General features: G+C 75.6%; 1 protein-coding gene (only partly in view). It reads left to right on the forward strand.

Annotated elements, in window-relative coordinates:
* Nucleotides 1-17,715 carry the 5' portion of a lonely Cys domain-containing protein gene (locus ACH5AO_RS24920; RefSeq protein ID WP_398928187.1) on the forward strand. 20,958 nt of this gene lie beyond the right edge of the window, so 17,715 of the gene's 38,673 nt are visible here — the first part of the coding sequence; it begins with the start codon at nucleotides 1-3; its stop codon lies off the right edge, out of view.

Genomic DNA, 17,715 nt, shown 5'->3' on the forward strand with positions numbered 1-17,715 from the left:
TTGATCCGCGACAGCATCGAATTCCCCGACGAGGCCCGCTGGATCCTCTTCGTCCTGCTCGGCGAACTGCCGCTGCAGGGGTCCTCGGACATGGCGTTCGAGAGCGGTGACCCGTACGAGGACTACGGGAACCGGGTGCTGGACCTGCGCGATCGCATCACGGACCTGGTCCGCAAGGTGGATGGTGCCCTGCCGCCCGAGGTGGCGGACCGCTTCAAGGAGGCGATGGCCACCATCACCGACGCGCGCGGCTCGGACACCATGTCCGAGCTGTCCGCCCAGCTGCGGCAGGTCGCGGACAACCGCGTCAAGCACTCCAGGAACATCATGGAGTCCAAGTACGAGATCATCGCCGAGGCCTTCCTGCTCCTGGCCCATCTGGCGATCATCGCGGCGATGTCCGTGTTCACGGGCGGTCTGTCGTTCGGCCAGACCGCCCTGGCCAAGGCCCGCACCCGGCTGGCCGTGCTCACCGTCCTCTACCGCCTGCTCAACCAGACGCACCTCATGCCCGCCCTGAGCGAGGCGGTGCAGGAGGCGCTCACCACGTTCGCCGTGCGCCTGGCGATGATCGCCCTCAACGACGGCAAACGGCGCCCGGGCGGCTTCGACGTGAACGACATCCTCCGGTCCGCCGCGGTGGGTGCCTTCGCGGGTCTCTTCGGCTCGGTCATCTCCAAGTACATCGGGAACGTCTTCAAGCACCAGTTCAAGAACTTCGGTGACAACAAGTACGCGCAGTTCGGCGGCCAGGCGTTCCGCGGCGCCGCCAGCGAGGGGCCGAGCGAGGGCCTCGCCGAGTTCCTCGTGAACGGCCTCTTCGACGGCAAGTGGAAGTTCGACCCCATGGCCCTCGCGGGCGGCAGCGCCAGCGCCGTCAGCGAGATGATCATCAGTAGTGGGGTCGAGCGCTTCGGCAAGAGCCTGAACGACAAGTTCTTCGGCAACCGCACCGCATCCGGCATCCACAACCCGCTGCCCGGTCCGGGCTCCGTCCTCGGTCCGGCCGGGGGGACGCGGGGCGGGGCGTCCGGGGCTCCGAGGCCCACCGTCGATTCGGGCAACGCGGCCACCGGCACACCGACGCCGCCCCCGCGCACCGTCGTTCCCCCGGCCGTCACCGTCCCCGCGACGCACACCGGTACCTCGACGGGCGGGGCCCCGGACCTGGACGCCGGGATCGGCCCGTATCCGGACACGGACCCGTCCACGGTCCCCGGCATCGGCTCGGGCACGACCGGCACGCCCGGCGCGGACACGTACGCGGGGACGGGGCGCCCGTGGCCGGACGACCCGTCCGTGTCCACCCCCGGCCCGACGACGCCGATGCCGGTGCCGGCCCCGGTGCCGACGGCTTCCTCGCTCGGCGGTGCCGACACCACGCCGTCCGCCTCCGGCGGCCGTACGACCCCCTCCTCGTCCACGGCGCACACCCCTGCCTCCACGACACCGCTTCCGTCGCCGCGCGGTCGTGACACCACGTCGGACATCACGGCCGGCGGCACGGTGCACGAGACGCCGGACCTGGCACCGTCCCCGGCGGATCCGCTCCCGGAGCCGGGCGCCGGTGTCACGGACCGGACGCCCCGCACGGGCGGTCTGCCGCTCGGCACCGGGGCGCCGGTGCCGGACGCCACCCACCCCACGGCCGAGAGCGCCCCGCCCAGGCCGCGCACGGAGTCCGGGGCGGGCACCGATCGGGCCCCGGACGGAGCGACCACGCCGGACGTCCCGGCGCCGGCCCCCTCCGCGACCCCGGACACCACCCCCGGACGGGCCCCGGCGGCCACCGGCCAGGGCGGCACTCCCGCCGGCGACCACGACCCGGCCGCGCGCAACCGTCCCCGCGACCCCGCGGGCGCCGACGTCGGTGCCGCCGACGCGCGCACCGCCACCCCGCCCCCCGTCGACGGGACGGCGGCGGCACCGACGCCGGCACCGGCCGGTCACCCGGCGCACACCGAACCCGCCCGCCCCGAGCAGTGGCGGCCCCGGCAGGCCTCGGTCCCCCCGGTCACGCTGCGGGTGGACATGGCGGCCGCGGCCGACGACGCCCCGTCGGGCCGGCCCGACGAGGTGGGGGAGGAGCGGGCCGCCGGACGCACCACGGTGCAGCGCGTCCCCACCGACGACGGCGGATGGGTGCGGGTCCTCACCCTGGAGCTCCCGGTGACACCGGGACCCGGCGTCCCCCCCGACGTCCGCCAGGACTTCCAGGAGCGGATACGCGCCCTGCTGGACACCGGGATCAACAACGGCCCGCGCCTGCCGGAGTCCGGCGACCAACTCCACGTCGACGTGCGCCTCGTCGACCCCTCACCGGGCGCCGCCGCCGTGGAACTCTCCCTCACGGACACCCCCGCCGTATCCGGCCCGACGCACCTCCGTCTGCTTTCCGACGACGCGGCCCTGGCACCCGCCGAGCGCGAGCGGCGCCGTACCGCGAACGACACGGCGGCCCTGCGGCAGATCCTGCGCCACGCCGGAATCCGTCCCGGCCCGCTCGACGGTTTTGGGCCGGTTCTCCCGCCGGACACCCTCCGGGCCGTCGAGGACCTGACGGGGCCGGGCGTGAGCACCGCCCCCCTCACCACGGTCACCTCCTCCACCGGCACTCCCGCGAGCCCGACCGCCCGTCCGGCCGTCGTCTCGGCCGGCCCCGAGCCGACCCCCGCTCCCCGCAGGGACACCGTGTCGGACAGCACCCCCGCCCGGACCGCGGACGCCGCGGACACGCCGGCTCCCCGCCCGAGCACCGTCGCCTCACCCGCCCCGGCGGAGAGCAGGCCGGCCGCGCCACCGGCCGCGCCTCCCGCCGCGGGGACGGCGAGCGAGCGCGACCAGGCGCTGACGGACGTGCTGACCCGGGCGTTCGGCACCGGTATCACCGCCGACGCGCTGTTCCCGCAGCTGGTGAACACACTGGCCGTACTGGACGACGCCCGCGCGGGGGACCCGCGTTTCGGCGGCGGGGCGATGGACCTGGACGGCATCGTCCGGCGCCTGTTCCACGTGCCCGCCGGAACGGCCCTGGGACCCGCGGAGTACCGGGACGCCCTGATGGCCGTGGCCAGTGCCGCACGGCGGGGCAGGGCGACCGGCCTGGCGGCGATCGCCGCCTACACCTTCCACCGCTCCGGCAACCCGCAGCCCTCGACGACCCTGACCGGCCCCGACGGACGGCCCACGGGACGCAACTGGACCGGACGTACCGGATGGAACCTGGTGGTGGACCGGGTCGGGGCCCAGCGGAACGGCCGGATGACCGAGACCGCGGCACCGTGGGGGCCCCGCGCCCACGCGGTCGTCGTCGAACGGTCGGACACCGGCCCGCTGGTCCTCAAGCGCCCGGACGGCGTCGACGTGCTCGTCGACGACGAGGAGTTCGCCGAGCTCGTCACCCACGACCCCGCCCGGCGTCCGGGAGAGCCGGTGGTCCTGCTGGTCCAGGACACCGACCACCAGCGCATCGAGGCCCTGGCGCGGACGGTGGCCGACCGGACCGGCGCACGGGTGTGGTCCACCGACGGAGACCTGCGGCTGCAGCCGTCCGGTGCCCACCCCGGCCCGCGGGTGCCCAGCATCGCCGCCCCCGGCGGGGACGACAGGCCCACCGGCACCTGGATCCCCAGCGACCCGGGGCTCCTGCCGGACGACCCCCGGGCGCGGATCGCCGCCACCGACGGGACCCGGTTCCCGGACGAGGACGTGCACTCCTTCGCGCTGACCACCACCGACGGACAGCGGCTGACCGGACGCGCCTTCCTCGACCCCTCCGACATGCGACGCTTCGAGCGGGGCCTGCGCGAGGTGTCCGCGGTCCGGCACTACATCGACGTCCACGAGGGAACGCCGGGTCTCGACGCGTCCCGCGAGAGCGCCCCGAGGCCCCTGCCGCGAGGGCTCGCGGACTCCTACGTCGCCGTCGGCCACGGTGACCGGGGCCGCGTGGTCGTGCCGCGCCGCAGTACCGGCGCCAACCAGGTGGTCAGGCCGCAGGAGCTCGGCCGGATGCTGGCCCGCCGCAAGAGCCTCACCCGGCTGCCGTCCCACCAGCCGGTGTGGGTGCTGTGGTGCGAGACGGCCACGCGGCCCGCCCGGGCGGACCGGCTGGAGTACGTGCCGGCCGCCCAGGCGGTCGCCAACGAGACCCGGCGCACGGTCTTCTCCTCCGACGCCCAGCTCGGAGTGGACCCCGCGAAGGATCGAACACCGCCCCTGCTGGTCAAGTTCGACGATCCGGACCACCCCCGGTCCAACGTCGAGGAGTTCACCCCCGAGCCGCCGGCGGACCGGCTCGCCGACATCGCCCGCCTCGCCGGACTTCCCGAGTCGGTGCCCGATCGCGCCGAGCGGGCACTGCGCTGGGTGCGCGCGCTGCGGACGACGCACGGCGCGGACATCGACGGCGACCCGTCCCGCGCCGCGGAGTTCATCGCCCTCGTCCAGGGCTTCGGCGCGCTGGAGACGCTCCGGGTGAACACCCCGGGCAACACCGACACCGGCCCGCTGACCTGGCGGACCCTCGAACACCTCGTGGGGGAGTACGCCGCCCGGCAGGGCCGGGACCGGGAACTGACCGCCGACACCCTGGAACACCTGCTGCACCGGGCGCGGACGGGCGGCCTCACCGACCGGGACGTGACCGTCGACCCAGGCCAGCCCGTCGCCCCACCGGCTGCCCCGCCCGCCACCGGGAACGCCCCGGCCACCCCGCCCGCCACCGATCCGACCGATGTCCTGGTCCGGGCGTTCGGGGCCGGCATCACCGCCGACGCCGGGTTCCCGCGGCTGCGCGACGCCGTGACGGTGCTCGACACGGCACGTGCGGGGGACAGGAGCCTCGGCACCGGGCCGCTCGATCTCGACGGCATCGTCCGGCGGCTGTTCCACGTGCCCGCGGGCAGACCCCTGGGACAGGCGGAGTTCCGGGCCGCCCTGACGGCGGTGACCGATGCCGCACGGCACGGCAGGGCGACGAGCCTGGCGGCGATCGCCGCCCACGCCTTCCTCCCCTCCGGTCATCCGCGGTCCACGACCACCCTGACCGCTCCCGACGGACGGGCCACCGGACGCAACTGGACGGCGAACACCGGCCTTCAGGTGCTGGTGGACCGGGTGGCCGTCGCCAAGGGCGGCCGGATCATCGAGACCCCGGCGCCGTGGGGCACCCGGGCGCACGCGATCGTCGCCGAGCGGACGGACACCGGCCTGCTGATCCTGACGCACCCCGGCGGCGCGAGCGTGGCCGTCGACGACGAGGAGTTCCTCGAGCACGTCGTCCACGACCCGGCACGGCGCCCGGGTGAGCCGGTGGTCCTGCTGGTGCCCGACCCCGAAGGGCTGAGGAACGAGGAACTGGCGAGGAGGATCGCCGACCGTACCGGCGTACGGGTCTGGTCCACGGACGGCGACCTGAGCCTGCCTCCGCCGTCCGGCCGGTCCGGCTGGTCGCAGGCCACCCTCGTCGCCGCGACCCCGGGATCGACGGCCACGGGCACCTGGGTGCCGAGCGATCCCGGCCTCGTCCAGGGCGATCCCCAGGCACCGGTCACCGCGTCCGACGGCACCGTGTTCCCGGACGAGGACCTCCTGTCGTTCGCGCTGACCACCGTCGACGGGCAGCGGCTGACCGGGCGGGCCTTCCTCGACCCGTACGAGATGGTGGGCTTCGAGGAAGCCGCCCGCGAGGTGTCCGCGATACGGCACTACTTCGATCACCACGAAGGGACCCCGGGCGTCGACCCGCCCCGCAGCGGCGGCGAGCAGCCCCTGCCGCGGGCGCTCGCCGACTCCTACGTCACCATCGGCCACGGCAGCAGCACCGCGATGAGCCTGCCCCGCCGGAGCACGGCCGACTCGAGTCGCGTGGACGCCGAGGAGTTCGGCCGGATGCTGGCCCGCCGCAAGAGCCTCGGCCGGCTGCCGTTCGACCAGCCCGTGTGGCTCCTGTGGTGCCGGCAGGCCCTGCGGGCACCCGGCACGGACCCGCTGGAACAGCCAGCGGCCGCCCAGTCGGTCGCCAACCGGACCGCGCGTGTCGTGCACGCCGTCGACGGCGCGCTCTCCATCGCCGAAGCGGGCCCGGGGCATCCGGCGGCGCTGGTCAAGTTCGACGACCCGGCCCGTCCGGTGCACAGGTTCGAGGAGTTCCGGCCGGAGCCGCTGAGGTTGGCGCTCGCCGTCCTCGTCGACGTCTCCGGGCTTGCGAAGTCGGTCCGGCAGCCCCTGACGCGGGCGCTGCGCTGGGTCCGCGCGCTGCGCATGACGCACGGCGCGGACATCGACGTCGACTCGTCCCGCAGGGCGGAGTTCCACACCCTCGTCCAGGGCTTCGGCGCGCTGGAGACGCTCCGGGTGAACGCCCCGGGCAACACCGACACCGGCCCGCTGACCTGGCGGACCCTCGAACACCTCGTGGGGGAGTACGCCGCCCGCCAGGGCAGGGACCGGGCACTGACCGCGGAGAACCTCGAGAGCTTCCTCCAGCAGGCGCGGGCGGGAGGCCTCACCGACCAGGACGTCAGTGTCCCCGCCACGACCCCACCGGCCCCGCCCGCGACCGTCACCGGCGGCACCCCGGCGACGGGGACCGCCGGACGGCACCGCCCCCTGTCCACCGGGGCCCGGGCACGGCGCACCCTCACCGACGGAGGCGGCGACGGCGACACCGCCCGGCGCATCCCGCTGCGGGAGACCGAGGACGTCACCGCGCGGGGCCTCGTGGCGCGGCTGCTGTCGGTGCCGTCGGCGGATGAGCGGAGGGTGGTGCTGGGAGGTCTGTCGTCGGTCGAGCGGGAGGCGCTGGCGGCGGATCCGGCCGCGGTGGACGCGCTGCGCGACGGACTGCCGGCGGGGGAGTTCGCCGACGTCGCGGCGGCGTTGATGGTGCGGGTGCCGGAGGGTGTGGAGCAGCCGGTGTCCGCGCGGGGCACGGTGACGGCGCTGGTGGCGCGCGTGCTGCGTGATCCGGGGGTGACGGCGCGGCTGCTGAAGGGCGGCTCGCGCGTGGTGGTGGTGCCTCGGGGTGAGGCGTTGACGTCGCTGGGAGCGTTCCGGGACCTGGCGGGGCGCCGGACGGCCGACGGACGCTCGTGGGAGGGGGTGCGCGGTGTCGGGGGACGTGTCGCGGGTGTGCCGGAGGAGAACCTGCTGGGCGGGGTGACGTCCGTGGAGACGGACCACCCGTTCCAGCCGGACGGGTACTCGTCGACGCTGCACGAGGTGGCGCACACGGTCCACCAGTTCGGGCTGGACGAGTCGGACCAGCGGCTGGTGCGGGAGGCGTTCGAGGCGACGGGGGACGGCGCGTGGCCGGACGGCCCGTTGTTCGGGGTGGGCGCGGACGGCCGGCGTCGCGGGCCGAACTACTCGTCGCGGGACGAGCTGGAGTTCTTCGCCCAGCTGACCAACGTGTACCTGGGGGCGAACGCGGGCGTCGACCCGTTCACGGGTGAGCGGCGGAACAACGGCGGGCCGGCCTGGGTGGCGCGTTTCCAGCCGGCGCTGCTGCCGCTGTTGCGGCGGCTGTACGGGGCCGATCCGGGCGCGGTGTTCTCGGGCGCGGTCAATCCGGTGGAGGCGACGCGGGCCGAGGAGGAGGCGTTCGAGGGGTTCCGGGCGCTGTGGGACCGGACGGAGGGCACCTACCGGCCCGAGGCGCACGTACCGGCACCGGTGCCCGCTCCCCGTATACGGACCGCCGCCCCCGCCCCCGCGGGCGGTCCGGCCGCGCCGCCCGCGACGGGGATGACCCGGGAGCGTTACCAGGCGCTGTCGGACGTCCTGACCCGGGCGTTCGGCACCGGCATCACCACCGACCCCCGGCTGCCCCAACTGGTGGTCGCCCTGCGGGTGCTGGACGACGCCCGCGCGGGGGACCGGCGCTTCGGCGGCGGGGCGATGGACCTGGACGGCATCGTCCGGCGGCTGTTCCACCTGCCGGACGGCACCGCACCGGACCACGCCACCTACCTCGACGCCCTGGTGGCGGCGGCCGGTGCCGTACAGCAGGGCAGGGCGACCAGCCTCGCGGCGATCGCCGCGCACGTCTTCCAGCAGTCCGGGCACCCCAAGCCCTCCACGATCATGGCCGGCCCCGACGGGAGGCCCGTCGGACGGAACTGGACGGGCATCGCCGACCCGCGGGTGCTGGCCGACCGGGTGGGCCTGGACCAGGACGGCCGGGTCAGCGAGACACCGGCGCCGTGGGGACCGCAGGCCCATGTGGTGTTCGCCGTCCGGTCGGACACCGGCCTGATCGTCCTGAGGAACGCGGAGGGCGAGCAGCGGCTCGTCGACGACGCGGAGTTCGCCGAGATCGTCGCCCACGACCCCCTGCGGCGTCCCGGCGAGCCGGTGGTCCTGCTGGTCGCGGACCCCGAGGGGCAGCGGAACGAACTGCTGGCGCGGGCGGTGGCCGACAGGGTCGGCGGACGGGTGTGGTCCACCGACGGCCACCTGCGGCTGCGCCCCTCCGCCCGCCGGCCCGGCCGGCGGTTCCCCGCCCTCGTCGTCCCCGCCGGGGCCGACCGGCCCACCGGCACCTGGATCCCCAGCGACCCGGGACTCCTGCCGGAGGACCCCCAGGCACCGGTCACCGCCGCCGACGGGACCCGCGTCCCCGAGGACGACGTGTACTCCTTCGCGCTGACCACCGCCGACGGACAGCGGCTGACCGGACGCGCCTTCCTCGACCCCCGCGACATGGCGCAGGCCGAAGGGTCCTTCCGTACCGTGTCGGCGGTGCGGCACTACTACGACGCGCACATCGGATCCGACGGCGTCGTGTCCCGCAGGAGCGGCCTGATGCCGCTGCCCCGGGCCTTCAAGGACTCCTACATCGCGGCCGGTCACGGCGACGGCGGCAGTGTGGTCCTGCCGCGCCGCAGCACCGGCGCCAGCCAGGTGGTCGAGCCGCGGGAGCTCGGCCGGATGCTGGCCCGCCGCAAGAGCCTCTCCCGGCTGCCGTCCGACCAGCCGGTGTGGATGCTGTGGTGCGAGACCGCCATGCGGCCGACCGCACGGACGGACCGGCTCCGGTACCCGTCGTCCGCCCAGGTGATCGCCAACGAGACACGCCGCAGGGTCGTCTCCTCCGACGCGTCGCTCGCCCTGGAACTGGGCCTGCGGCAGGGCGGCCACCTCGTCAAGAACGACGACCCGGACCGGCCCGCCTACCGGATCGCCGAACTGCGCCCCGAACCGCTGCCGGAGGAGCTCGCCGAACTCGCCGGACTTCCCGAGTCGATGCCCGATCGCGCCGAGCGGGCGCTGCGCTGGGTGCGCGCGCTGCGGGTGACGCACGGCGTGGACATCGACGGCGAGCCGTCCCGCGCCGCGGAGTTCCAGCGGCTCCTGGAGGGCTTCAGGGCGCTGGAGACGCTGCGGGTGAGCGCCCCGGGCAACACCGACACCGGTCCGCTGACCTGGCGGACCCTCGAGCACCTCGTGGGGGAGTACGCCGCCCGGCAGGGCTGGGACCGGGCCCTGACCGCCGACACCCTGGAGCACCTGCTGCACCAGGCGCGGACGGGCGGCCTCACCGACCGGGACGTGACCGTCGACCCGGGCCCGCCCGCCGCCCCGCCGGCCGCCCCCGCCGCACCCGCCGCGTCCGGTGAACTGTCGGCGTACGCCCGCTCCTACGGTGCCGCGCACGACGGGCACGTGGACCTCGCGTGGTTCGAGGAGACCCCCGCCTCCGTCCTCGCCGGTCTGCACGCCCAGATCGTCGAGGCGCTCGGCGTACCGGCCGCCGACGCCGGTACGGTACTCGGCCGCCTCGGGGAGGTCCTGGGCGTCGAGGAGATCGACCTCCACCGCCCCTCCCTGCGCAGCAGCCGGGGCCACCGCGTCACCGTCCACCACGACGGCCGTGAACGCACCGTCGACGTACGGCTCACCCACCGCGACCCGGTGTTCTCGGCGAAGCACGAGGGAACCGCCGACACCTCACCCGGCCTGCGGGTGGAGAAGTCGGCCGAGGGGACACAGTCGTCCTCCGCCGGTGAGAACTCGGGCACCTTCCGCACCGGCGTCCTGCCCTGGACCCTGGCCCGGCTGGCCGACGGCAGGGGAGTCCTGCACCGGGGCGACATGTCGCTCACGATGTCCCTGACCCACAACCAGCTCACGGAGAGCGTCGGGGTCAGGGAGACGTTCCAGATCGTCAGCAGGCAGGGGTCGAAGGACCCGGCCCGGCCCCTGGACCTGGACACCCTCTGGCAGGTCCGCGCCGACACGCCCCGCGACGCCTCGGGCGGCTGGTCACCCGGACGGTCCCACGGCGTCCTCACGGTCTGGCTGCCCCAGCACCGGGTCCTGGACGACGGCACCGGCCCGGCCGTCCTGCCCCGGCCCGCGGCGCTGGACGACATCCCGCTGTGGGGCGTCGAGAGCGTCGCCGAACCGGGCCGCCTGCTCACCGAGGTGCTCGCCGACGTGCGGTTCGCACCCCTGACCGGGCTGAGCGCCGAGTCCGCCCAGGCCCTGGAGGAGTTCCTCTCCGAGCAGGTCCTGCGCGGCACCGCACAGCTCCAGGCCGGGGGCGGAGTGTTCTCGCCGGTGCTGACGGACACCGACGACCACGCCGTGGGCATGCTCCGCCTCACCGCCCGGATCGTCCCCGGGCAGCCGTTCGACCGCAGCCACGCCGACACGTTCTCCCTGGAGACCCAGCTGGCGCGCGGCGCGGCCCTGGACCACTCCGCGAAGTTCACCAGCGGGATCGGCGTCGAGGCGACGGGCGGACCGGGCTTCACCGCCGACCACACGCCGGGCCACCCCGCCTTCGGGTCCTCCCTCGGCGGCCGGGTCGTCGGCAGGCTCGGCACCAACTGGCAGGTCGACGAAGCACACAGCTCCGCCAGCTCGGCCACCCTGACGAGCAGCGTCTCCGACAAGGGCGAACACCTGCGCACACCCGCCACGGTCACCTACGAGCTGACGCTGTACCGCTCCGGCGGGGGCGAGGTACGCGGCACGTTCGGGCCCTGGGACGACGGGGTGCGCCTGATGGTGCCGGCGCGCGCCACCCTCGAAGGGCAGCGGCCCGGCCCCGCGGAGACCCGCGAGCTGCCCCCGCGCCTGGAGAACCTGGACAGTCTCGGCCCCTCCGAGACGGCGTTCAAGGCCGAGGGCGCCGACGTGCTCCTCGACCGCGCGGAACGGTGGCTGCGCCAGGAGGGCTTCCTGCCGCCCGCGGCCCACCGCGACCCCGCCCTGCCGATGCGGTTCGACGAACCGCTGCGCCAGGCACAGCTCACCAACCTCCGCAGGCTGGGACAGCTCCGCAACCGGCTCGGCCTCGCCACCGCCCTGGGGGAGGCCGTCGACGGCGGACACCCCCTGTGGTTCGAACTGCCCCGGACCGTGGCGGGCACCCGCCGGGTCCAACTGCGCCTGACCGCCGCCCGGGACACCGGCCGGGACACCGAGCACACGCGCCGGCTGCCCGACATCGGCCAGAGCGGATCCAGCCGGTACGAGGTGGCATCGGCACGCCAGCGCGGGACCGCGCTCGCCGCGGTGGCCGGCGGCGGCGGTGGCTTCGGCATCCCGCTCGGCGACGGCGAGGGACTGCTCGACATCGGTCCCGACTACACCGGTACCCGGCAGACGGGCACCGCCGTCACGACCGGCGGCGCCGTCGGGTTCGAGCAGTCCGCCGAGGCCGGTGACGGCAGCGACGTGTTCACCGTCCCGGCGACGTTCGCCCTGGACCTGTACGAGGGCGACGGGGACACCCCGCTCGTCCGGTTCGGCGACCACCCGCACGGCGTCCCCGGAACCGTCTCCCTGCTCGTCCCGCACTACCGCACCCGGCCACGCGGCACGGCCCAGGGCGCCCCCGGACCCCGCCCCGGTCACGTCATCCGGCGGATCGACCACGGCGGTTCCGGCGACGACCTCCGTCGGCTCGCCCCGGCCGACACCGACGGAACACCCCTGCCGGAACCGCTCCGGCTGCCCGACGGCGCCGTCGTGGACACCTTCCGCGGCACCGCCGCGCTGATGGAGGCCCTCCGGCAGATCGCCGCCGGGGCCCGGCCCGTCCACCCGGCCCCTCTCCCACCACGGCGCCCCGGCACCGGACTGCCCGGCGCCGTCACGTCCCCCGGCGAGGCGGAGCGGCAGGCCCCGGCCGCCGGCGCCGTCCCGAGCACATGGACACGGCACGCCAACCGGGCGGCGGCGTTCGCCGCCGGTCTGCTGCCGGCGCCGCTCGCCGCGGCGGCCCGACTGCCCTACACCTGGGGCGGCATCGTGTACAAGCGCGTGTCGGCCGCCGTCGCCGGCGCCCCCAGGAACGACGCGGGAACCCTGGCCGCGGAGGCGCAGTACACCGGGATCCGGCCCGCCCAGCTCATCGCCAGGGCGGCGCAGATCCTCGGCGGCCGGTACGTGCTGGAGGGGCTGAACCTGCCCGGCATGGCGGCCGACCAGGTCATGCTCGTGGAGATCGAGGGCTACCTCCACCACCCCCGCCACCTGGGCTCGGACTCCCTGACCACCGAACAGGGCACCACCGTGGCGGACACGGCGGGCGGGCAGCGCACCACCGGCCGCACCCACCAGGGGAGCGCCACCCTGTCGAGCCTCCAGCTGGGTCCCAGGGACCTCACGCGGTCGGGCCACCGGTTCAACCCCGGCGTCCGCCACAGCTACGCCCGCCGGGCCGACGACGAGCAGACGCTCACCTCCGCGACCAAGGTGTCCCGCTCCCTGTCGGCGGCCGGCACGCACCACCTCATCGGCGCCGACGTGACCCTCCTCGTGACGGTGCGGCGAGGCATGCGCAACGTGGCAGGAAACGCCGTCGGCTTCGGGGAGCACACCCCCGTCACGGTGGCGATCGACCTCCCGCGCGCCGTGACGTTCCTCGCCCCCGAGGAGGCGCTCGCCCGCCACCCGCGATGGTCCGGCCACCTCCCCGGGCCGGCCCTCCCCGCACCGCCCGCCCCTGACGTCCCCCTGCCCGACCGGTTCGCCCGCACCCAGGAACTCGGGTTCGGCACCGTCGTGTCCGTCACCCAGCTCGACGACCCGACGACCGGGGTGGAACGGCGCGACAGGCTGCGCCAGGAGCTCACCACCCTCGTGGAGAACGAGGCACCCGGCGTCACCCGGCCCGGACACGCCTCCTACCTGCCCGGAGTCGCCACCGAGATCGTCCGTCACACCGAGCCCAACGCCCTGCGTTCCCTGCCCGGGCGGGGGCGGCGGGCGACACGGTTCCAGTTCCTCCACCACGCCTACGGCGGCGCGCGGCTGGTCGAGGTCTCCCTCGTCGCGGAACCGGCCCTCCAGACGCCGGGCCTGCGCGCCGTGCGCGGACGCCCGGCGGCCGGCGGCCTGGGACTGACGCAGGCGCACACCCCCGAGGGCAGCGGCGGCACGAAGACGGTCGGCCGGACCCACCAGACCGCCGTCATGGCCATGTCCCGCTATCCCCGGCCCGGCGGCCCCCCGCGTACCGACCGGGTCGGCCCCTCCCTCGCGCTGACCACCACCAGCAGCCGCAGCCGGCGCACCGAGACCGCGAGCGAGGACCGCTCCACGACCCGGACGGACCACGCCGCCGACTTCGACGGGATCGACTACACCATCACCGCGTCGGTCCGCTCCGAACTGATCACGCAATGGCCGGCCAACCTCCCCGGCGGACTCCTCCAGGCCGGAATCCTCTCCTTCACCGGCCTGGACGGCGACGCGGCGACCCGGCTGAGCACCTGGGTCCGGCGCCTGCTCACCGGCCGCCCGCGGAGCACCGTCACCGTCCCCGTCGTGACCACCCTGCGGTTCGCGGCCTCGGAAGCGGTGCGGCCGGCCGAGCACCGCGGCCCCCGCCGGCCCGCCCTGCTCGACCGCGATCCCCGGCAGACGCAGCCGTCCGCCCTCGGCCCCGCGCTGGTGCCGTCCGGGAACACGCCGGTCCTGGACTTCAACGCCTTCCCCGAGCTGACACAGGCCCTCGAGCAGGTCGCCCCGGCGCCGGCCGCATCGTGGGGGCTGCCGGCCAACGCGTCCTCGGAAGCGGCCGCCACCCGCCTGGGCGAACTCGTCCGGGCCGGACGGATCACGCTGAACCCGCCCCGCACCGCGGCGGGCCTCACGCCCCGGATGCCGGGAACCTGGCCCCTCGCCACGCCCGGCCACACCCCCACCCTGTCGATCACGCTGCACGACCCCAGGCCCGTCACCAGCGCCGACGACATCGCGGTGGACCGGGGGCGCAAGCAGTCCCGCGGCAGCGTGTCCGGCTCCTCGGCGGCCGGCTCCCTCGCCCTGACCAACCGCAGCTTCCACGCCCTGCAGTCCGGCAGCCGCCACCTGCTGGGCATCGACGTCCCGGTGGTGGCCCAGCAACCGCACGCCTCCTCCGTGGGAGCCACGGCCACGGGCGCCGGCCAGAACCACCTCAAGGCCGGCCGGGCCGAGGACACCGACGAGCGGCGCGGCCCCCGCAGCCACGAAACCCTCGTCGACCTGGTCGTCACCGTCGAGGGCTCCGAAGGCGTACGGCACGTCACCGGAACCGCGACCGTCCGGCTGTCCGAGGAGGACCTGCTCGGCTTCGGCGTGACCTCCGCACGCCCCGACGCGGGCGTCTACGACCTCCCCGCCATGCTCGCCGGCCAGGACGCCGACGACCTCCGCGACTGGACCCGGCACCCCCTCACCGACCTCCCCGCGGTGCTGGCGGACGGCATCGACGAGCGGGACTCCTCCGCCCGCCTGTGCCTCGCGCCCGGCGCCGACCCCGACGGACGCCTGCTGGCCCGGGCCCTGCTCGTCGCCTCCCGCACGGCCGCCCTCGCCGGCAAACCGGTGGAACTGGTGCTGCGCACCCCCGAAGGCCCCCGGTACTGGCCCTTCGCCGCGGACGGCACCCTCGCCGACACCACCGACGCCACCCGCGAGACCTGGGCCGCGCTGTGGGCGACCGTCGACGCCTGGACCGAGGCGGCCGACGCCGAACGCGGGGCCGTCGCCGAGGAACGGGAACTGACCGAGGACCTGGCCGGCGCGGCCAGGGCACTGTCCCGGTCGCAGGAGGCCCACACGGCCGCCGTCGCCGCCCACCGGGCCGCGCGCGCGGCACTCGACGAAGCCGCCCGGCGGGACCGCGCCGTACGGGAGGGCGCCGACGCGTCCGTCCGCGACGCCGAGGCGGCACTGGCCCGCGCCGAACGGGCGGTCCTCGACGCGCAGGCCCTGCCGGCCGCCCGGCAGGAGGACGACGCACGGCAGGCGGGGCAGCGGGCGCAGGCCGAGGGGGAGGACACGCGACGGACGGCCGCCGCCGCCGAGCCGCAGCCCGGCCCCGGACCCGCCCCCACCGCGCGCCGGCACGGGGAGGACCCCCGAGCGCGCCACCAGGGCCGCGACGCCGCCCTCCGTACCGCGCACTCGGCGCTGACCGCCGCCCGCGACGCCGTCGAGACCGCACGCGAGCACCGCACCGCGCTCGTGCGCGAGAGCGGGGACGCGCTGTCCGCGGCCCGCCGCGCCGAGGACCGCGCGGCCCGTACCGCCGCCCGCAGAGCCCGTTTCCGTGACGACGACCGGACCCGGCTCGACGAGATCGAGCAGGCCCTGCGCCAGGTCCGCGACGACCGGCGCGACCGCACGGAGCGGCAGACGACCGCGCTGCGCGCCCTGCCCGCCCTGGCCTCCACGCTCGACACCACCCGCCGCGTGGAGGGCACCGGGGTGACCGCCGCCTTCCTCGGCCCCCTGGCCACCGCCCCCGCATCCGGGCCGCCCGCCACGCCCGTACGCCCGGGGACGGAAACGGAGGAAGCCGCACCGCAGGCCACGTCCCGGACAGCGGTCCTGCCCACCGCCCTGTCGAACCGTGCGGAACTGCTGCGCGCGGTCCGCCGGGTGGCCGCGCGGGAGCCGGACGGCGGCCGGTCGGCCGAGCGCTGCCTGCACCTGCTGACCGCCCTGCGCGACGCGCTGTACCCGCGCGGTGTGCGCCCCGCCGTCGCCCTCGACGACCTCTCGGCCGGCACCCGGACCTCGGCACGCGCCTCGCTCGCGCAGGGGCCCGGCTGGCGGAGCGTGCGCGACTGGGACACGATCGTGAAGGCCGTCGCGGCGGCGGGCCCCGGCGCCACGGCACTGGTCCTCGCGCAACGCCGGGGCACGCTGCTGGGCCACGCCTTCGCCGCCGTCCACCTCGGCGGACCCGGTGGCGGTGTGCTCTGGGTGGACGTGTCGGCCGGTACCGGCCGGGCCCTGTCCGCGATCGCCCCGCCGGTGGCGCCCTCCGACGCCCGCGCGGTGATCGTCGACCCGTCCGGGAAGGTCGTCGAGGACGGGCTGCCCGCCTTCGCCGCCTCGTCCTCCCTCACCCACACCCTCCTCGACCGGGCGACCACCGACCGCTACGGCGCCATCGGCATCGAGTCGGAGAACCAGCGGATCTTCGTCGTCGTGGGCATGCAGCTGGGGGAGCACGAGAACGCCGGCGACAAGGTGCTGGCCCACGGCAACGGCTTGAAGATCGTTCTGGACACCATGGGCTTCTTCCAGGTCGACGGGCGTCTCACCATCGCGCGACCGAAGACCGAGCCCGGAAAGCCCCAGCCCCGCATGATCAAGGCGCTGATCGGCGAGATCGTCACGGACCCCGCGGCGGTCCTCCCGGGGGAGCGCGGCCTGACCCCGGAGGAGGCGCTGGACCGGCTCGAACGGCTGCAGCGGGCGATGGAGACCACGGACCGGCAGCGCGCACCCCTTCCCCTGTCCGCGCTGCTGCCGCCCGGTGACGGCTGGAGCCCTACCGAGCTGGGTCTGAAGACCCAGGTCTTCCCCGCCCCCGACGACTACAGAGGCGCCTCCTACACGCAGCTCACCATCGGCAATCCCGCGCTGGGGCTCCGGGAGCTCCAGGAGGCGGCCGACCGGCGGCTGGAAGTGCCGCCGTTGCGGCCCCTGATCGCATCCGGCCGTTTCGCGGCGATGGACACCGCGGCGGTCTTCGCCCGCCGGTACCTCGGCCGCGACGAGGTGCCGCCGTACCTGTCCCCCTTCCTCATGGCGATTCCCGACATCGACGAGCTGATGGGGTACGCCTGGTTCGCCTACCAGAACGTCGCCGCCGGGCCCGCCGCCCAGGTCTTCGGCAACGACACGCTCATCAAGAACTTCCTGCTGGCCGCGTCCCGGCATCCCCTCGACCGGATCATGAGGGCCCTGCGGCCCCGCACCCGCCGGTTCCTGAGCACCGAGCACGACCGCGTCAGCGAGGTGTTCGAGGAGCGGGCCAAGAACACGTTCGACGCCTACCAGGAGCGGCTCGGGCCGTCCTCACGCCTCGACCCCGGCTTCTTCGACGAAGGCGACGACGACACGCCCGCGCCCCGTGAACACCTGACGGCGGTGCTGACGGGGCGTACCAGCCGGGGCGAGGTCATCACGCAGCGCCATGCGGTCGGCATGGACGACTACCCCGCGCTGGACACCGGCCAGGGCCGGCTCGACATGGGGCTGGTCCTGACCGAACTGCGCCACCTCGGATTCGGCGGCCAGTTCATGACGGCCCCGGAAGTCCGGCAGATGGTCACCGATTTCGCCGAACTGAGCCGCAAGGCCTACGCCTACGCGCGCGCGTTCGCCGCACCCCTGCCCGACGACGTCCTCACCGCCTCCCTGACCCGCGTCCTCGACGACCCGGTCGTCCGCGGCCTGGGCGGCTTCCTG

Origin of the sequence: Streptomyces sp. NPDC018964, assembly GCF_044390325.1 — a bacterium.
GTDB lineage: Bacteria > Actinomycetota > Actinomycetes > Streptomycetales > Streptomycetaceae > Streptomyces.